Origin of the sequence: Amycolatopsis azurea DSM 43854, assembly GCF_001995215.1 — a bacterium.
Lineage (GTDB): Bacteria > Actinomycetota > Actinomycetes > Mycobacteriales > Pseudonocardiaceae > Amycolatopsis > Amycolatopsis azurea.
Genome location: NZ_MUXN01000006.1, coordinates 197,055 through 214,162 on the forward strand (window position 1 = coordinate 197,055; position 17,108 = coordinate 214,162).

A 17,108-nucleotide genomic window follows, 5' to 3' on the forward strand; every position below is an offset into this window, starting at 1 on the left:
GCTGTCCGGGACCTGGGCAGCCTTCGCGCCGGTCCCGCTTTCGACGGCGGGACCGCTGCGGGGATCTGAAGTAGGCACCGACACAGCAAAGGAGGTTACCGGCGTGGCATTCGGGTGACTGAAGCGGTGCGGGGTGTGAGCGAGACGATCATGCTCGTGGTAATGGGTTTCGCGAGCTCTCCTTGGCACGCAAGGGCTTCCGACTGTCGCTTGAGGACTGCGGGCTCGATCGCGCCCGATTTTTCGGACGGTGCCCGGCGCGGCGAAGGTGTTCACGCACAGCGACGGCCTCGCCGCTGTGACGCCGTGCCGGTCGTGGATGACGCGAAAGCCACTTTCGCAACGTTGAAGGTTGCGAAAGTGGCTTTCGCAACGCGGGTCGCGAGGTGGTCGGAGGCCGAGTCCGCGGAAATCCGGAAATCAGGAAAGCACTAGGGGTACTTGAGGTGTCGGGCCGTCCGAGAGCGGGATCTGGAACCGCTGCGCCAGGTAGGCGGCCACCGAGTGGAACAGCGGCGCGGACGAGCCGCCGCCCGGCAGCGACGTGTCCGGCGCGTCGAGCCGGATGCCGACCACGAAACGCGGGTGGTCGGCGGGCAGGATCCCGGCGAAGGTGATGTTGTACAGCTGGTTGCTGTACTTCTTCGTCTGCGGGTCGACCTGCTGACCGGTCCCCGTCTTGCCCGAGATCTGATAGCCCTCCAGCGCCGCCTTCGGCCCCGTGCCGCTCTGCTGCCCGCGGCCGCTCTGCGTCACCGCGCGCATCATGTCGCGGACGGTCTTGGCCGCCTGCGGGCTGATGACCTGCACGGTCTTCGGCGCCGGTTCGGGGACGACGGTCCCGTCCGGGTTGACCTTCGCCTTGACCACCCGCGGTTCCACGCGCAGCCCGTCGTTCGCGATGGCCTGGTACATCCCGGCCATCTGCACGACGGTCATCGAGAGCCCCTGCCCGATCGGCAGGTTTCCGAAAGTCGTGGCGTACCACTGGTTCCGCGGCGGAACGACACCCGGGCTCTCACCGGGCAAGCCGAGTCCGGTGCGCTGGCCGAGACCGAACTTCTTGAGCAGGTCCGCGTACTTGTCCTCGCCGAGCTTCTGCGCCAGCAGCAGGGTCCCGACGTTCGACGACTTCGCGAAGATGCCGGTGGTGGTGAACTGCTGCGTGCCGTGGTGCCAGGCGTCCTTGACGATCTTGTCCGCGACCTGGAGCGAACCCGGTACCGCCAGTGACGACTCCGGAGTGGTGATGCCCGCGTCGATCGCGCCCGCGGCGGTGACGATCTTGTTCACCGAACCGGGTTCGAACGGCGTGGTCACCGCGCGGTTGTTGAGGTTCTCCGTCTCACTGCGCGAAGCCGGGTCGTTGAGGTCGACCGTCTTGTCGTTGGCCAGCGCGTAGATCTCGCCGGTCTTCGAGTCCACGATGACCGCTTGGCCGCCCTTGGCCTTCGACTTGACGACGTACTCGCTCAGCTGCCGCTGCAGTTCGTACTGGAGATCGGTGTCGATCGTCAGCTGCAGGTCCGAGCCGGGGACGGCGTTCTGGATGTCCCGTTCGGTACCGGGGATGACGAGGTTGTCGTTGCCGTTCCGGGTGTTGACGATCTTGCGGCCCGGCGTTCCGGCGAGGTCGTTGTCCCGGGAGGCTTCGAGCCCGTAGCCACCGTGCAGGTTGTGCTTGGAGGTGTCCTTGTCGTCGGTGCGCCAGTTCGCGTAGCCGATGATGTTCGCGCCCACCGAGTCGCCGGGGTACTCCCGCTTGGAGCGCTTCTCGACACTGATCCACGGGTACGCCTTGACGATCGTGTCGGCGACCGACGGTTCGACGTCGTGGACCAGGTAGGTGAACCCGTCCGGCTTGTGGAACTTCTCGAGCAGTTCCTGCTCGGTGATCACCCCGGGCAGTTTGGCCGCGATCAGTTTCGCCGCGCCCGCCACCTCGGTCTCGAAGTTCTTGCCCTTGGTCGGGTTCTTGGCGGCGAAGTCGTCCATCGTCTTGTGGAGCCAGTTCAGGCTCACCGAGAGGGTCCGCACCTCGATGCTGAAGGCGATCTTCGTGCCGTTGCGGTCCATGATGGACCCGCGCTGCGCGGGACTTTCGATCACCGACGTCCGCTGCCGTTCCGCGGCCTCGGACAGCGCACCGGCCTCGAACCACTGCACCTGCACCAGTTTGAGGCCGGCGAGCACCATCACGACGATCAGCAGGATCCGGACGCCGGTGAACCGGCTCCGGTTGCCGCCGTTGCCCCGCCGGGCGGTGGCCCGGCGGGTCCCGGCGGCGTAGGTCCGCCGCGCGCTCCCCACCGACCGGGCCCGGGCCTGTGCCGGGCGGCCGGGTGACATCACTGACCTCCCTGCGCCGGGGGCGGGGTGTTCTCCTGCGGGACCGCGGGCTGGTCACCCTCGATCGGCGCGCCCTGCTGTGTGCCTTCGGCGGGCGGCACCGTCGCGGCCTGGGTGGGGGGCGCTTCGCCGGTGGCCTTCTTCGGCTCACCGACCACAGTGGACTGTCCTTCCGGGCCGACCACGATGTGCGCGGGGTCGCCGCCGGGGACCATGCCCAGCTCCCTGGCCTTGGGCGCCAGGGAAGCGGGCGACTCGGCCTTGGCGACCTCGCGCTGCAGCCGTTCCTTCGCCTCGGCGAGCCCGGCGTTGGTCGTGCGGAGCTGTTCGAGCCGGTACGAGTCCGCGATCGCCTGGGTGGTCAGCCACAACGTGCACGCCACGCCGACGGCCAGCATGCCCATCATCATCAGCACGAACGACGCGCGCGAGCGCGGCCAGCGCAGCTTGAGCCTCTTCTTCGGCTCTTCCTTGCCCGTGCCGCCTTCGGCGTCGGGACGGTTGCGCTGCTGCTCCCGCTGGAGCAGGTCGGCGCGCTGGGCACGGCGGGCGTAGGCGCGTTCCGCAGCCGACGTCCGGCCGCGGGAGCCGCGGGTGGACGTCGTGGTCTCGGTGGTGTCCGGCGTTTCCTCGGCCGTGCTTGTCGCGCGGGCACGCCGTCCGGGCGCCGGTGTCCGGCGGCCGCGGGACTTCGCGGGAGCGGTCATCGTGCTCGGTCTCCGATCCGTTCGGCGGCTCGCAGCCGCACGGAGGCGGCCCGTGTGTTCTGTTCGGTCTCCGCCTCGCCGGCCTTCTCGGCCCCTCTGGTGAGCAGTTTCAGTTCCGGGCCGTGACCCGGCAGTTCGACCGGAAGCCCTTCCGGGGTCCGGGATTTCGCCAGTTCCGCGAAGGCCTGCTTGACCAGCCTGTCTTCGAGGGACTGATAGGACTCGACGACGATGCGGCCGCCGACGGCGAGCGAGGACAGCGCCCGCGGCATCGCCCGCCGCAGCACCTCCAGTTCGCCGTTGACCTCGATCCGCAGCGCCTGGAAGGTGCGCTTCGCCGGATGCCCGCCGGTGCGCCTGCTTGCCGCGGGGACCGCGTCGTACAGCAGTTCCACCAGCCGCCCGCTCCGGGCGAAGGGTTCCTTCTCTCGTTCCGCCACAACGGCTTTGACGATCCGCTGGGCGAAGCGTTCCTCGCCGTAGTCACGCAGGATCCGGATCAGCTCGCCCGGCGCGTAGGTGTTGAGCACGTCGGCCGCGGTGATCCCGGTGGTCGGGTCCATCCGCATGTCGAGCGGGGAATCCTTGGAGTAGGCGAAACCGCGCTCGGCGCGGTCCAGCTGCATCGAGGAGACGCCGAGGTCGAACAGGATCCCGTCCACTCTGGACAGTCCGAGGCCCTGGAGCGCGGACGGCATCTCGTCGTAGACGGCGTGCACGAAGTCGACACGATCGCCGTGCGGCGCAAGACGTTTCGCGGAGAGTTCCAGCGCGTTGGGGTCGCGGTCGAGCGCGACCAGGCGCAACGCGGGAAACGCGGTGAGCAGCGCGTCGGAGTGGCCGCCGAGTCCGACGGTCGCGTCGACCAGCACGGCCTCGCGGTCGGAGAAGACCGGCGAGAACAACTCGACGATACGGTCGAGCAGCACCGGAACGTGCTCGTGTTCGTCTGCCATGTCTTCCCCCCTTTCCTGTAGTGCCGGGGAAGATGCCGGATGCCGTCAGGTCCCTGTCCGCCCGCTTACTGACCTGGTACCGGGGAAGGTGTACCAGGGCCACTGAGCGGACAGAGGCCTCACGGCATCCGTGTGGGCGCTTTCCGGCGTGTCCGAAGCATGAACCCGCGCCCCCCGACGGCGTGGGTGCTTCCTCGGCCACGTCTAGAAGACGCCCGGCAGAACTTCCTCTCGAGCCTTCGCGTAGCTGTCCTCGTGTTCGTCCAGGTAGCCCTGCCACGCTTGGGCGTCCCAGATCTCCAGCCTGGTGATCGCCCCGATCACCACGCACTCCTTGTTCAGCCCGGCGTAGCGTCGGAGCTCGGACGCGATCGCGATACGTCCTTGCCCGTCCGGGCGTTGTTCGTCCGTCCCGGCGAAGAGATAACGCTGATAGGCCCGGACCGCCTCGTTCGTGAACGGGGCGTCGGCGACCTTTCTCGCCATCTGCTCGAACTCGGCCCGGGGAAAGACGAAGAGACAGTGATCCTGTCCCTTGGTGACCATCAGCCCACCGGCGAGCGCGTCGCGGAACTTCGCGGGCAGCGTGAGCCGCCCCTTGTCATCCAGTTTCGGGGTGTGGGTGCCGAGGAACATCGGCTCCACCTCCCTACCGATCCCGGATGCGAACAACCGAGCTCGGCCACGGGGCTCCCTTCTGCCCCACTGCGCACCACCGTACCCCACTTTTCACCACAGTCAACGCGGCAAAAGCCGCCACCACTCCGTCGTGTCAGACGTTTCCGCTGGTCAGCCAGGTGGGTCCAGGTGGGGGCGTGGTGGGGGACGGTGGCCAAGATCCCCCTCTGCGGGTATCGAAGCAACCTCACCCATGCCTGATGCGTCCGGATATCGGCAGCCGGAACCCTGCCGTGGGGCGGAGTGGGGGTGAAAGTGGGGAATCCGGTGGGGAGCGGCGGGGGCATTGTGGAGCGTCATACCCGACGGATTCCGTACCTGGTAGGACTTCCCAGCGAGCCTCGTAGGTGGTAATAGAGGTTCCAACCGTCCTTCTCGCTCACGAGCCCCGACGCGGCGACATCGGTTCATCCCAGGAATCCCCGCTGTCCTAATCGGACACTTCAGCGTCTGCGCTTGCGGCGTCCGTTCATCCCGGGCGAGGCGCGACGGCTGACGCCGCGCCAGTCCTTGGGCTTCTCCTTCGGTTCGGGAAGGAGCCTGTCGAGACGGCCACCGATCCAGAACCCGGCGAGCCAACCGGGGATCACGCTCACGAAGACGAGCAGGATCCACCAGCCGTCGGCGACCGGCCACGAGGGCCGGTCGAACGGGACCACGGAAGATCCGCCCCGCGAACTGTTCTTCTTCCGGTACTTGAACTCTTCGACCGCCACGCTGCCGGTCAAGGCGGAGAGCGAGGTGACCGTCGCGGTGGCGACCTGTTCTTCACCAGGAGGAACGCCGTTCCACCGGACCTTCGCCTCGCACGAGTACGTCATCCAGGTGTGGACCGCGTTCCTCTCGCACTGCTCGACCTGAGCGGTACCTGTCCTGGTGAGCGTGCCCCAGGGCTCGAAACCGACCACCCACTGCAAGGAAAACATCAGCCACAGCGTGAGAAGTACGCCGAGTGCGCCCATCACACCCGGAGGCCACCATCGGGTGCGGCGGGCCCTGTCACCTTGTTCGGTCATCAGTCATCGTCGTCGAGCGAGCCGCTGATCCGGCCGGTCTTGGGTGGGACTACCTGGCCACGTTCCGGTGAGCCGCCATCGTATTGGTTGTAGTCCGCGGCGGCCGCTTTTCCCGCTTCCTTGGCGACCTTGAGGCCGGTGTTCTCGGCGATCTTGCCGGCGGTGGTGTTCTCCAACCGGTCTTTCGCGCTACGGAGGTACTTGAGGTTGTCGCCCTTGAGTCCGTCCAGTGTCTTGTCGCTCGCCTTGATCGCTTTGTTCGCCTCGCGTCCCAGCTCGGAAGACTTCCGACCCAGCGCCCGCGTCGCCTCTCGCGCACGCTCGCTCGAACCCTCGAAGCGCTTCACGAACCGTTGGATGGCACCGAGCAGTTTGCCGAGCTTCTTCTGGATCTTCGCCATGACCTTGACCGCGTCGGCGAAGATGCTCGCGGTGAAAGCGGCGACGGAACCACCGAGGGTGAACCACGATGACGCGAGCGCGAGGAGCGCGCGGGTGATCACGTCGCTGATGAAGCCGGCGATGATGTCGAAGATCAGCGCCCGCGCGGTGGCCACCACCATGCCGCCGGTGGTGATCCACTGTGCCGAGTCCTTCGCTTCGGCGGCGACGTCACGCAGAGACTGTGTGTACTGAAGCGCGACACGGCGGTAGGCGATGGCCGCGTCACCGTCCCATCCGGATGTCGTGCTCAGGGATCCTTCGTAGTCGCCTGCCACGGCTTCGAGTTCAGCCGCGATGTTGTTCCAGGTCTGAGCGGCTTGCTGGACCAGCTCCGGATCACCGGTGAGGATCTCCAGTGGTTCGCGGATGAAGTCCAGGTTCTCCATCAGCCAGCCGACGCCGGCCTTCACCAGCTCTCCGAGCGGGTTCAGGACCATGGACAAGACGTCAAGGCCGAACGAGACGCCGTCCATGGCGACCGCGAACGCATCGAGATCTTCGCCCTTCGTCGCCTTGAAGATGTCTCCGACCACACTGGAGCCGCTGTCGAGGATGCCTCCGCCTTTGAACGGCTCGGACTTCTCCTCCTTCTTGGCGATCAGGTCTTCGCTCACAGCTTCTTCCCCAGGTCCCGGCTGAGCTGCGCCGCGTCGTCGTCGATCTTCGTGTAGTCCGTCGCCGCCTTCTTCAGCGCGTCGGACAACGCGTCGCCGAGGTTCGCCGCGCTGGTCATCAGCTCGTCCGCGTCGCCCTGGGCGATCTGCAGGACGCCGCCGACGGGCACCGCGCACAGCAGGCCGTAGCCCGCGAAACCGCCCATGCCGACCTGGTTCGCCGCCGAGGCCGCGCCGCGGATGCGCTCGGCGAGATCGGCGACCTGGTCCGCGTGCGCCTTGAGGCGTTCCGGCGAGACGCCGTATCCCGGCCCGCTCACGAGCGGCCGGTCCAGTCGACGTTCTGGAAGTCCTCGCCGTCGTCCTCATCGGACGCGGGACGGGAAGGCCGTCGCTTCGGCGGTTCGGGTGCCGGTTCCGCCTCGGGGACGACGAAGCGCGCGGAGTCGTCCGGTTCCGGCGCAGCCTGGGATTCCTCCCTGGGCGGCAGCGTGCTCTTGATGAAGTCGACCGCGTCGGAGTCTTCGCCGGTCAGCCCGGCCATGATCTCCAGGGTCCGGTCCGCGGCCCTGGTCGTCGCCTTGCGGTAGGTGTTCATGATCAGCGATGCGAGCTGGGCGGGCGGCCGTTCCTGCGCCTGCGGGGACAGTGCGAGCGACATCAGGCCACCGCCGGGGTTGACCGTCACGGTGACCATCCGGTCCGGGCTGCTCACCGTGACGACGTTGTTCTCCAGCTCGGTCTTCGCCTGCTCGGCCTTGGCGAGCAGCGCGGCACTACGCTGTTCCTGTTCGCGCATCCACTCCTGCGGATCACGCACCTGGCCGCCGAACGGCACCGTCATTCCGGCCCCCTCCTCGCAGACTCGCCTGGGCTCCTGACAACCTAGCGGTCCGGGTCCAGCAGCGAAGCCAGCCGCGCGGCCAGCCGGGGACCGTCCACAGGGGACACGTTCACCCACGCCTGCCCGCCGCGGCCCTCGGTCCGCGCCGCGCAGTACGCGCCGACGTCGGTGTCGAACCAGGTCAGCCCACCCGCCCGGTGCGCCCGGCCGTCACGGTCGCGGGTCCGCACGGTGAACTGGCCCGCGCTGTAGACCGGCCGCGCCTGGATCGCGAGCACCTCGCGCAGCTGACTGTCCGAGGCCGACGACCGTCCGCCGTCGCCGAACACCGGATCCTCCAGGTCACCGCCGAACCGCGCCGCGGGCAGGCTGATCCCGTAGCCGGGTCCGGGCCGCAGCTCCGGCAGGACGTCGACGATCGCGGCGAACACCTCGCCGTCGCCGATCCCGGACAACGCGATGGTCTGCTCGGGCTGGGTCGCCAGCACACCGTGCCGCCCGCGCGCGGCCGCGACCGCGCGGAACGGGGCCTCGGCCGTCATGTCGGCCAGCGCTTCGCACTCGACGTAGACCTCGGCGCGCGCGAGCAGGTCCAGCCGTGCTTCCAGGGCGCCGTCGAGCCGGTCCCCGTCGTAGAGGCCTCGTTCGGCGAGGTTCTCGTAGACGGCGCCGCGGATCTCGGCGCGTTCGGCTTCCGTCGCGCCGACGCTGCGGACGGACAGCGGCCAAGGCGGGGCCGCGTGTCCCAGGTCGGACCAGAGGACGTCGAACGCCGACGCGGAAACGCGGATCAAGACCGCCCCAGCTCGGGCGGCTTCCCGAAGGAGACCTGCGGAGTCAGCGAGTGCAGTGAGGCATCGCGGGTGTTCATCACGTCGACGGCCTTGCGGCGAGCGGCCTCGGCCTCCGCGTGCTTGGCCTCCATCTCGTCGGCGAGCGCGGCGAGGAGCGCGAGGTTCCCGCCGGCGGCGGCGCCGCGGATCATCGAACCGGGGTCGTAGTCCACCGGCGGCGGCATGTCGGCGCGGGCCCGCGCGGCGGCCTCGGCCTGTCCGGAGACCGCCTGCCCGAGCGCGGCCGAGATGTCGGCGGACCAGGTCAGCCAGCCGGACGCGGTGGACAGCACGCCGCGGAGCGCGTCGCCTGCTTCCCCGCGCCAGTTCTCCTCACTGCTGCCGACCAGCCCGGCCAGCTCGGACGTCGCGTCGTGCATGCGCCGCGCGAGCGCGTCCCAGGCGGCCCCGATGCCACCGGCCGCTTCGGGGTCGTTGCCCGCTTCGACCTCGGCGGCCAGCGCCTCGTGGCTGTAGGCCTCGTATCGCGTGGCCGCGACCGGGACCTCACGTCCCGGCGTCTCTCCTTCACGCACGGCAGTTCTCCTAGGGCAGTTTGGGTTCGGCCAGTCCCGCCACCTTCACCGCGCGCTCGCAGGCGAGCGGGGTGTCGGTGAAGTTCGTGTTGCTCACGTCGATCTGGACGCTCGCCTTCTCCCCCATGCCGAGCAGGACCGCACAGGTCCCGTCGGCGGCCTTCTTGTCGGCGACCTTGAGCGCGGGCCGGTCACCGACCTTGGTCTTGGTGGCGGTCTTCCGCGCGACCTCGAGATCCGCCAGCCCGTTCCGCTCGTCCACGGTGATGGTGACGCCGAAGGTCGCGGGCACCGTCCAGTCGCAGGCTCGGGCGCCGTTGATCTCCTTCGGCACACCGAGCACGTTCACCCCGGCCGTCGACCGGTCCTGCGGATCGAGCAGCGTGCACGGGTCCACCCCGGCGTCCGGCGCAGGCGCCGAGGACGAGGGAGGCGGGCCCGCACCGTCGTCGGCGGCCGGAATCCGCGCCTGGCCTGCGGCCCCTTGCCCACAGGCGGACACTGTAAGGACGGCGAGCGCGCCGACGAGGGCGAAGAGAGGGAGGCGTGAGCGCATGGGGTCAGCCGCCGACACAGTCCACGTCCGCCGCCGCTTGTTCATCCTGTCGGGTGTACTTGGCCAGCGCCTTCTCGATCCGGTTCTTGAGCGCCTCGAGTTCCTTGCCGAACGCGGTGAGCGCCTCGACCGCGGAGCCTTCGGCACCGATCCCGTACTGCGCCATGAACTTGCCGACCTCGTCCGCGTATCCCCCGCCGAGGGGAACCGTGCGGCCGAGCACCTTGGCCTCGCGGACCATCTGGCCGACCACGTCTTGCAGGGCGGAGATCTTCACATGGGCATCGGCCGCCAGCTCCGGGGCGACCGCGAAGCCGCTCAGATCGAACCGGGGTTTGGCGGTACTCACCTCGCTCATATGCGATTACGCCTCTCCGTAGTCGGACGACCTCGCAACGGAGCATACGACAAAACCCGGTGTCAGCGGGAGCACCTGAAAACGCGCTCACCTCACCCGTTAGAGGTAAGGTCACCGGTTGCACAGAGTCATGGACTGGGGTTGGCGGGGTTCCCCCCACGAGTTCGCCCGAGTTTGACACACTTCGTGGGAGGCTGACCGCTGCCCGGGGGACCACTCGGGGACTTGGAGCTGGCCCTTCAGCAGACCCAGCGGACACCCAGCCACGCGGCATCAGGAGGTCGAGTGACGTCGAGAATCCAGTCTGCGACGCCCGGCGAACAGCAGGGTGAGCAGGCAACCGGGCAAGCGCCGTATCCCACGGCCGCGGGCTCGGTCAGCGGACTGCAGAACGGCCATGCCGGCCGCGCGTCGCTGGACGAACTGCACGAGACGGCGCGGCGCATCGCCGCCAACGTCGAGCGGGTGCTGGTCGGCAAACCCGACGTCATCCGCATCGCGCTCGTGACCCTCCTCGCCGAAGGCCACCTGCTCGTCGAAGACGTCCCCGGGGTCGGCAAGACCTCGCTGGCCAAGGCGCTGGCCCGGTCGATCGACTGCACCGTCAGCCGGATCCAGTTCACCCCCGACCTGCTGCCCAGCGACGTCACCGGGGTGTCCATCTACAACCGGCAGAGCGGCGAGTTCGAGTTCCGGCCCGGCCCTGTGTTCGCGAACATCGTGGTCGGCGACGAGATCAACCGCGCCTCGCCGAAGACGCAGTCCGCGCTGCTCGAATGCATGGAAGAGCACCAGGTCACCGTCGACACCTCGACGTACCACCTCGAAGAGCCGTTCATGGTGATCGCCACCCAGAACCCGATCGAGATGGAGGGCACCTACGCGCTGCCCGAGGCCCAGCGGGACCGGTTCACCGCGCGGGTGTCCATCGGCTACCCCGACCAGCAGGCCGAACTGGCCATGGTCGACGAGCACGCCGGGCACAACCCGCTGGCCGATCTCGAGCCCGTCTCCGACCGCGAGTCGGTGCAGCGGCTGATCGAGACGGTCCGGTCGGTGCACATGTCGCCGGAGGTCCGCCGGTACGCCGTCGACCTGGTCTCCGCGACCCGGCAGGCGCCGGAGATCCGGCTCGGGGCCTCGCCCCGGGCGACCTTGCAGCTGGTCCGCGCCGCCCGTGCGCAGGCGGCGCTCTCCGGTCGCGAGTTCGTCGTCCCGGACGATCTGCACACGGTCGCGATCCCCGTGCTGGCGCACCGCATGGTGCTCACCACCGAGGCGCACGCCGCCCGCCGTTCGGCCACCGACGTGGTCCGCGCGATCCTGCACCGCGTTCCCGTTCCGCAGGGCTCCTCGGGCACGAACCACCGCTGAGTAAAGGAATACGGGGCCATGCTGCGTGCTCTGTCCGGCCTGACCACACGCGGCCGCTGCCTCCTCGCCGCGGGCGTCGCCGCGGCGGCTTGCTCGTTCGTGCTCAACGAACGGGACCTGCTGCGCGTCGCGGTGTTCGTCGTCGCCCTGCCACTGCTGGTCGCCTACTTCATCTCGGCGACCCGGCTGAAGCTGGGCGCGGCGCGCGCGCTGCGCCCGGACCGGGTCTCGGTCGGTTCGCCCGGCGAGGTCCAGCTGGAACTCTGGCGGAACGGCAGGCTCCCCGCGGGTGAGGTGCTGCTCGAAGACGGCGTGCCCTACGCGCTGGGTTCACGGCCGCGGTTCGTCGTCGAACGGCTGCCGCACGACCGGAGGGTCGCGTTGCGGTACCCGCTGCAACCGGTGCTGCGCGGGATCCAGCAGGTCGGCCCGCTGCGGGCGACGATCACCGACCCGTTCGGGCTGTGCGAGTTCGAACGCGAGCTGATCGGGCACTCCCGGCTGGTCGTGGTGCCGAAGGTGGCGGGCCTGTGGGGGCTGCCCAGCGGTGCCGGGATCGGCGCCGGTGACGACGGGAGCATCCGCCTGCACGCCGGACAGGGCGAGTCGGACGTGATCGTCCGGCAATACCGCCAGGGCGACGACCTGCGGAAGGTCCACTGGCGCTCGACCGCCCGCCGCGACGAGATCATGGTCCGCGTCGAAGAGCGGCCCTGGCGTGGCGGGACCACGGTCCTGCTGGACCACCGCGCGGCCGCGCACCACGGCACCGGCCCCGCAGCGAGTCTCGAATGGGCGGTCTCGTTCGCCGCTTCCGTCTCGCTGCACCTGCGCCGCTCCGGTCACCGCGTCCGGCTGATCACCGAACACGGCCAGACCCTGGCCGACACCCCGGGTGAGGGTGGCGAGCACTACGACAACGTCGTGCTCGACGTCCTCGCCGCGCTCCAGCCCGCACACCAGCGCGACATCACCCTCGGCCACGACCCGGCCGAGGGGCAGGAACTCATCGCGGTGCTCGGCACCGTCAGCAACGAATCCGTGCACGAGCTGTCCCGGTACCGCCCGCGCGGGATCCGGAGTCTCGCCGTGCTGCTCGACACCCCCGGCTGGTCCTCCGGCGTCAACCGGCCCGAAACCCGGGCCGCCGCCACCGAAGAGTCGGTGGCGCTGCTGCGCGCCGCGGGCTGGGGCGTCGTCGTCGCCGGGCCCGGTTCGCCCATGCCGCAGGTCTGGGCCGAGCTCTGCCAGACGGCCACCCGCCGGGGCACGCTGATCGGAGGCGGCCTGTGACCGCGACCGCGCCACCCCGGCCGCACACCCCCACACCGCGTCCCGCGGCGCCGCCGCCGGTCTGGACCAGCAGCGTGCTCGCGCCGGTCGCCGCCGGGCTCGCCACGCTGTTCGCTTCGACGTCGCTCACCGGCGTCGTCTCCGGCTGGGCGTGGTTCGGCTACCTGCTCGTCGCGGTCGTGCTGATCGCCTCCACCGGGCTCGCCCTGCGCTCGCTGCGCGCGCCGACCATCGTCGTCGGCCTTGCGCAGTTGCTGGTGCTGCTGTTCCTGATCACCGGGGCGTTCACCACCAGCGGGATCCTGAAGATCATCCCCGGCCCGGACGCGCTCGACGAACTGCGCGGCGTCCTCGCCGCGGCGGCCGAGCAGATCCGGGTCGGGCTGCCGCCGGTCGAGGGCACACCGCCGATCCTCTGCCTGATCACCATCGCGATCGGCCTGGTCGCGGTGCTGGTCGACACGCTGGCCGTGGCCGCCGCCGCGCCCGCCGCGACCGGCCTGGTGCTGCTGTGCGTCTATGCCGTTCCCGCCGCGCTGGCCGAAGACATGCTGCCGTGGTGGACGTTCCTGCTCGGCGCGGGCGCGTTCGCCGGGCTGCTCGCCGTCGACGGCAATCACCGGCATCGCCGCTGGCGCAACCGGGACGCGCCGGGACTGGGCAATTCGGCGAGCACGCTGTCCGCCCCGGTCGGCGTGGTGGCCGCCGCGATCGCGATGGGACTGGTCATCGGCATGGCCGTCACCGGTGTCGGCACGGTCGGCAGGCTCCCCGGCGCCGACGGATCCGGCCGCGGCGGGGCGGGCGGCTTCGGCGTCGAGCCGTTCACGCAGCTGCGCGGCCTGCTCGACCAGGGCGAGAACGTGGAGCTGTTCAAGGTCTACGGGATGGGCGCGGACAAGCGGCTGCTGCGCGCGTTCACCCTCGACACCTACACGCCGAACAAGGGCTGGGGCCTGGCGCAGAACGGCCGCGCCCAGCAGGGTGTCCAGGCCAATCAGCCGCTCCCGCAGGTCAGGGGCGACGACGGCGTCGGCCCCGGCCGCGAGATCCGGATCGAACCGACGAACTGGGTCGACAACTGGCTGCCGATCTACGGGGTGCCGCGGACGATCACCGGGCTGGCCGACAACTGGCTGTACGACCCCGTCGGCGGTGCCGTGTTCACCACGACCAAGCAGGGCGCGCCCGCCTACACCGAAACAGCCTCGATCAAGGAGCCGTCGAAGGACGAACTCCGCAACGACGACGTCCAGCTGGCCGAGGTGCCGCAGCAGTTCGTCCAGGTCGACCGCGTCGACCCCCGGGTGGCCGCGAAGGCCAAGCAGCTGACGGAGAACGAGTCCAACAACTTCGACAAGGCCCAGGCGATCTGGTCGTTCTTCACCGCGCAGAACGGCTTCGTCTACGACACCAAGACCGCCGACGCCAGGGACTCCGACGCGCTCGCCGACTTCATCCTCAATGGCAAACGCGGGTTCTGCGAGCAGTACGCGTCCGCGATGGCCGTGATGCTGCGGTCGGTCGGCATCCCGTCGCGGGTCGCCATCGGTTTCACCTCGGGGACGCCGAAGGGCGATCACGTCTCGATCACCTCCGAGGACGCGCACGCGTGGGTCGAGGTCTACTTCCAGACGAAGGGCTGGGTCAGCTTCGACCCGACCCCGCTGCTCGACGGCCGCGCGGTCGTCCCGCCGTACCTGCAGACCGCCCCCAGCAGCTCCGCGGCCAACGACACGCAGGAAGTGCCGAGCGCGCCGAAGTCGAGCGTCCCCGCGACCGGCACGCCCCGTGACCCGGGTGCGGACCTCGGCGCGGACGGCAGCGGAGACCAGCAGGACGAAGAACCGCTGTGGCCCGCGATCCTCGCCGGCATCCTCGGCGGGCTGGCGGCCGCGCTCACCGTGACCGTGATCGTGCGGTCGCGGTTGAGATACCGGGCGCTGCTGCGCTCGGCACCCGGGCGCGACCCGGACTCGCTCCGTACGGACGGCGGGTTCCTGGACAACCAGCACGTGACGAACTGGCTGCCGCTGATCGCGATCGGGCTGTGGGTGGCGGCGTTCGCGTTCCTGGCGGCCTGGGTGTCGTGGTGGTTCGCGCTGGTCCTGGTGGTCGTCCTCGGCGTGCTCGGCACACCGACGGCGATCCGGGAGATCAAGCGGCGGCTGCGACTGCAGAAGATCGCGTCCCACTCCCCCGCCGCGGCCGACGCGGCGTGGCGCGAGCTGATGGACGAATGCGCGGACCGCGGCCTGCCGCTCTCCGACCACGACACGGTGCGCGTCGCGGGCCGGAAGGTCGTCGAGAAGCACCGCCTCGACGACGAGGGCCGCTCCGGGCTGCGGACGGTCATCGGTGTCGTGGAGACGTCCTGGTACTCGGACAAGCCGGTGGACGACCAGGCGCTGGGCCAGGCCTTCGACGACGTTCGCAAGAGCCTGAAGCGGAACGCGCCGATGTCGTGGAAGGGCCGCCTGTTCCCGCGCTCGCTGAGGCGCCGGGACAAGTAGCCGACTGCTTGCCTTACCTCAGGGGAGCGTCGTGATGTCCCCAATGCCGCATTGGGGACATCACTTTCCCCAGCACGCACGACAACGCGAATATGCCGACGGGGCAAGGCCCCGTCGGCATATTCGCGTGTGTGAGAGCTATTGCTCCTCGAAGCGCTGGCGGAAGCGCTCTTCCATGCGCTGAGTGAACGAGCTCCGGCGCGGGGACGACTTACCGCCGCCGCCACCTCCGCCGGCTCCCGGGCCACCGCTGTCCTTACCGCCCTCCGATTCGGCTCCGTGCCGAATCGATGTGACGGCCATCATGACTCCGAAGAACATCACGAGGAACCCGAGCACGCTGATCACTGGGATCTCGGCCACCCGGATGTTGACCACCACGCCGAGCACCAGAAGTGCGACGCCCACTACGAACAGGGCGATGCCCTGCAAACGCCGTCGGCGGGCGGGGCGGCGCAACCGGGTGCCTCGCACCGTGGATGCGAACTTGGGGTCCTCGGCATAGAGCTCGCGCTCGATCTGATCGAGCAGCCGCTGCTCATGCTCGGAGAGTGGCATCTTTCCTCCTCCGGCACAGCTGTCGCGGGCGCCGGGCCGCGCAACGTCATGGACCCAACAGACAACCCCAGGCGGGGTGTCTCTGTCCAGGATACGAGCCCCGCGCTCGTCCGACTACCCGATCCCGTATCCGGAAGGGATCGAATTGGCCGAAACCACCCGACTCGGCTCTCTCGAAGACGGCCGACCAGGCGTTGTCACTGGTCACGGGGGGTCAGCAGTGACGCGGGCCGGACCGCGGCGGCACCGAACTTCGTCCTCGCGACGTCGGCCGCCACTTCCGCATCCCGCCAACGGGGTTCTGACGAGTCGAAAAGCAGCTGCTCTCCATCACTCTCCGTGTCCAATCCCTCGACTCTTACGCCGATCAGGCGGACTGCGCCCGTCGGCGCGTGCTCGGCGAGGAGTTCGACGGCGGTGCGGTGGATGTCGCGGGCCACATCCACCCCGACGGCGGTTGTCCTGGCGCGGGTGATGGTCTTGAAATCCGCGAACCGGACCTTGATCGACACCGTCCGCCCGCGCAGCCCCCGGCGGCGCAGGGTCCCGGCGACGCGTTCCGACAGCCGGAGCAGTTCCAGTCCGAGCGCCGAGCGGTCGTGGAGATCGACGTCGAAGGTCACTTCGGCGCCGATCGACTTGTCCGGCGTCTCCGGGACCACCTCACGCTCGTCGTGCCCGTTCGCGAGCGCCCACAGGTGCTCCCCCAGCGCCCGGCCCAGCGAGCGCCGCAGCCGGGCCAGCGGCGCGGTGGCGACGTCGGCGATGGTGTCGAGGCCCTGCTGCCGCAGATGCTCCTCGGTGCGCTTGCCGACGCCCCACAGCGCCGACACCGGCAGCGGGTGCAGGAACGCGAGCGTCTCGGCCGCCGGGACGACGACCATGCCGTCCGGTTTGGCCATCCCGGACGCCAGCTTGGCGACGAACTTGACCTTCGCGACGCCGACCGAGCAGCTGATCCCGAAGTCGGCGGCCACCCGCTCCCGGATCCAGGCGCCGAGCCGAGCGGGCGACGAGTCCAGCCGTTTGAGCGCCCCGCTGACGTCCAGGAAGGCCTCGTCCAGGCTCAGGGGCTCCACCAGAGGCGTCAGCTCGCGGAAGATCCCCATGACGCCCTGGGACACCTCGCCGTAGAGACCGGGTGTCGGGGTGATGCAGATCAGTTGCGGGCAGAGCCGTTTGGCGGTCGAGAACGGCATGGCCGACCGGACACCGAACTCACGCGCCGCGTAGCTCGCCGCCGCGACGACCGACCTCGGACCACCGCCGGAGACGACCACCGGCTTGCCCGCCAGCTCCGGGCGCGTGCGCAGTTCACAGGACACGAAGAACGCGTCCATGTCGACGTGCAGCAGACCGCACCCGGTGTCGTCGGGCCAGGTGGTGGCCCCGGTGGTCACCCGGTAACGGGCCATCCCACCGGGCAGCTCAGCATTTCGTCCCATTTATCTGTCGCGCGCTGCCGGAAACGCCCCGGCA

The 17,108-nt window shown here is 69.6% G+C and carries 17 protein-coding genes; 3 read left to right on the top strand and 14 right to left on the bottom strand.

The genetic code is table 11. The annotated features are described in order from the left end of the window. Positions 1–420 precede the first annotated feature (420 nt). The 12 genes from B0293_RS10540 to B0293_RS10595 all read right to left on the bottom strand — a co-directional run bounded on the left by B0293_RS10540 (position 421) and on the right by B0293_RS10595 (position 9,891). Positions 421–2,349 (bottom strand): peptidoglycan D,D-transpeptidase FtsI family protein, encoded by a 1,929-nt coding sequence (locus B0293_RS10540; protein WP_005156449.1) that lies wholly within the window; start codon positions 2,347–2,349, stop codon positions 421–423. Then, positions 2,349–3,056 carry a hypothetical protein gene (locus tag B0293_RS10545; RefSeq protein WP_005156447.1) on the bottom strand — a complete coding sequence of 236 codons (708 nt, stop codon included), beginning with the start codon at positions 3,054–3,056 and terminating at the stop codon, positions 2,349–2,351. The genes B0293_RS10540 and B0293_RS10545 overlap by 1 nt, the downstream gene beginning before the upstream one ends. Next, positions 3,053–4,012 (bottom strand): 16S rRNA (cytosine(1402)-N(4))-methyltransferase RsmH, encoded by a 960-nt coding sequence (gene rsmH, locus B0293_RS10550; protein WP_005156437.1) that lies wholly within the window; start codon positions 4,010–4,012, stop codon positions 3,053–3,055. The genes B0293_RS10545 and rsmH overlap by 4 nt, the downstream gene beginning before the upstream one ends. A gap of 204 nt (positions 4,013–4,216) precedes the next feature. After that, entirely contained in the window at positions 4,217–4,648 is a 432-nt protein-coding gene (gene mraZ / locus B0293_RS10555; protein WP_005156436.1) for a division/cell wall cluster transcriptional repressor MraZ, read from the bottom strand. Between the two features lie 485 nt (positions 4,649–5,133). Next, complete coding sequence (locus B0293_RS10560) at positions 5,134–5,706, bottom strand: hypothetical protein (protein ID WP_245191935.1); 573 nt, start codon at positions 5,704–5,706, stop codon at positions 5,134–5,136. Further along, positions 5,706–6,764 carry a WXG100 family type VII secretion target gene (locus tag B0293_RS10565; protein ID WP_005156433.1) on the bottom strand — a complete coding sequence of 353 codons (1,059 nt, stop codon included), beginning with the start codon at positions 6,762–6,764 and terminating at the stop codon, positions 5,706–5,708. Before B0293_RS10565 ends, B0293_RS10560 begins: the two co-directional genes overlap by 1 nt. After that, positions 6,761–7,084 carry a type VII secretion target gene (locus tag B0293_RS10570; RefSeq protein ID WP_005156432.1) on the bottom strand — a complete coding sequence of 108 codons (324 nt, stop codon included), beginning with the start codon at positions 7,082–7,084 and terminating at the stop codon, positions 6,761–6,763. The genes B0293_RS10565 and B0293_RS10570 overlap by 4 nt, the downstream gene beginning before the upstream one ends. Then, on the bottom strand, positions 7,081–7,608 hold the full coding sequence (locus B0293_RS10575) for a YbaB/EbfC family nucleoid-associated protein (protein WP_005156430.1): 528 nt from the start codon (positions 7,606–7,608) through the stop codon (positions 7,081–7,083). The genes B0293_RS10570 and B0293_RS10575 overlap by 4 nt, the downstream gene beginning before the upstream one ends. Before the next feature lie 41 nt (positions 7,609–7,649). After that, positions 7,650–8,402 carry an ESX secretion-associated protein EspG gene (locus B0293_RS10580; protein ID WP_005156428.1) on the bottom strand — a complete coding sequence of 251 codons (753 nt, stop codon included), beginning with the start codon at positions 8,400–8,402 and terminating at the stop codon, positions 7,650–7,652. Beyond that, complete coding sequence (locus B0293_RS10585) at positions 8,399–8,977, bottom strand: hypothetical protein (RefSeq protein WP_005156426.1); 579 nt, start codon at positions 8,975–8,977, stop codon at positions 8,399–8,401. The genes B0293_RS10580 and B0293_RS10585 overlap by 4 nt, the downstream gene beginning before the upstream one ends. 10 nt (positions 8,978–8,987) lie before the next feature. After that, on the bottom strand, positions 8,988–9,533 hold the full coding sequence (locus B0293_RS10590) for a DUF3558 domain-containing protein (protein ID WP_077241289.1): 546 nt from the start codon (positions 9,531–9,533) through the stop codon (positions 8,988–8,990). A gap of 4 nt (positions 9,534–9,537) precedes the next feature. After that, positions 9,538–9,891 carry a hypothetical protein gene (locus B0293_RS10595; RefSeq protein ID WP_037343168.1) on the bottom strand — a complete coding sequence of 118 codons (354 nt, stop codon included), beginning with the start codon at positions 9,889–9,891 and terminating at the stop codon, positions 9,538–9,540. A 285-nt stretch (positions 9,892–10,176) separates the two neighbouring features. Between B0293_RS10595 and B0293_RS10600 the strand changes: the two genes are divergently transcribed. From B0293_RS10600 to B0293_RS10610, 3 genes are read left to right on the top strand one after another with little or no spacing between them, the layout of a single operon-like run. After that, complete coding sequence (locus B0293_RS10600; RefSeq protein ID WP_005156421.1) at positions 10,177–11,265, top strand: AAA family ATPase; 1,089 nt, start codon at positions 10,177–10,179, stop codon at positions 11,263–11,265. Between the two features lie 18 nt (positions 11,266–11,283). Beyond that, positions 11,284–12,558: a DUF58 domain-containing protein gene (locus B0293_RS10605; RefSeq protein WP_005156419.1), complete on the top strand. Its 1,275-nt coding sequence runs from the start codon at positions 11,284–11,286 to the stop codon at positions 12,556–12,558. Further along, on the top strand, positions 12,555–15,071 hold the full coding sequence (locus tag B0293_RS10610; protein ID WP_005156417.1) for a transglutaminase family protein: 2,517 nt from the start codon (positions 12,555–12,557) through the stop codon (positions 15,069–15,071). The genes B0293_RS10605 and B0293_RS10610 overlap by 4 nt, the downstream gene beginning before the upstream one ends. A gap of 138 nt (positions 15,072–15,209) precedes the next feature. Here B0293_RS10610 and B0293_RS10615 read toward each other — a convergent pair whose 3' ends face one another. Both B0293_RS10615 and dinB read right to left on the bottom strand, forming a co-directional pair. After that, positions 15,210–15,629: a DUF3040 domain-containing protein gene (locus tag B0293_RS10615; RefSeq protein WP_005156414.1), complete on the bottom strand. Its 420-nt coding sequence runs from the start codon at positions 15,627–15,629 to the stop codon at positions 15,210–15,212. Positions 15,630–15,826: 197 nt separating this feature from the next. Beyond that, the gene (dinB, locus tag B0293_RS10620; protein ID WP_005156412.1) at positions 15,827–17,044 is read right to left on the bottom strand and encodes a DNA polymerase IV; all 1,218 of its coding nucleotides are present in this window, start codon (positions 17,042–17,044) and stop codon (positions 15,827–15,829) included. Positions 17,045–17,108 lie beyond the last annotated feature (64 nt).

What these genes read in the sequence shown, in the direction of transcription:
- B0293_RS10605 (WP_005156419.1), top strand. Translation starts at nt 11,284, where the DNA reads ATGCTGCGTGCTCTGTCCGGCCTGACCACACGCGGCCGCTGCCTCCTC.
- rsmH (WP_005156437.1), bottom strand. Translation starts at nt 4,012, where the DNA reads ATGGCAGACGAACACGAGCACGTTCCGGTGCTGCTCGACCGTATCGTC.
- B0293_RS10590 (WP_077241289.1), bottom strand. Translation starts at nt 9,533, where the DNA reads ATGCGCTCACGCCTCCCTCTCTTCGCCCTCGTCGGCGCGCTCGCCGTC.
- dinB (WP_005156412.1), bottom strand. Translation starts at nt 17,044, where the DNA reads ATGGCCCGTTACCGGGTGACCACCGGGGCCACCACCTGGCCCGACGAC.
- B0293_RS10545 (WP_005156447.1), bottom strand. Translation starts at nt 3,056, where the DNA reads ATGACCGCTCCCGCGAAGTCCCGCGGCCGCCGGACACCGGCGCCCGGA.
- B0293_RS10615 (WP_005156414.1), bottom strand. Translation starts at nt 15,629, where the DNA reads ATGCCACTCTCCGAGCATGAGCAGCGGCTGCTCGATCAGATCGAGCGC.
- mraZ (WP_005156436.1), bottom strand. Translation starts at nt 4,648, where the DNA reads ATGTTCCTCGGCACCCACACCCCGAAACTGGATGACAAGGGGCGGCTC.
- B0293_RS10560 (WP_245191935.1), bottom strand. Translation starts at nt 5,706, where the DNA reads ATGACCGAACAAGGTGACAGGGCCCGCCGCACCCGATGGTGGCCTCCG.
- B0293_RS10575 (WP_005156430.1), bottom strand. Translation starts at nt 7,608, where the DNA reads ATGACGGTGCCGTTCGGCGGCCAGGTGCGTGATCCGCAGGAGTGGATG.
- B0293_RS10595 (WP_037343168.1), bottom strand. Translation starts at nt 9,891, where the DNA reads ATGAGCGAGGTGAGTACCGCCAAACCCCGGTTCGATCTGAGCGGCTTC.
- B0293_RS10540 (WP_005156449.1), bottom strand. Translation starts at nt 2,349, where the DNA reads ATGTCACCCGGCCGCCCGGCACAGGCCCGGGCCCGGTCGGTGGGGAGC.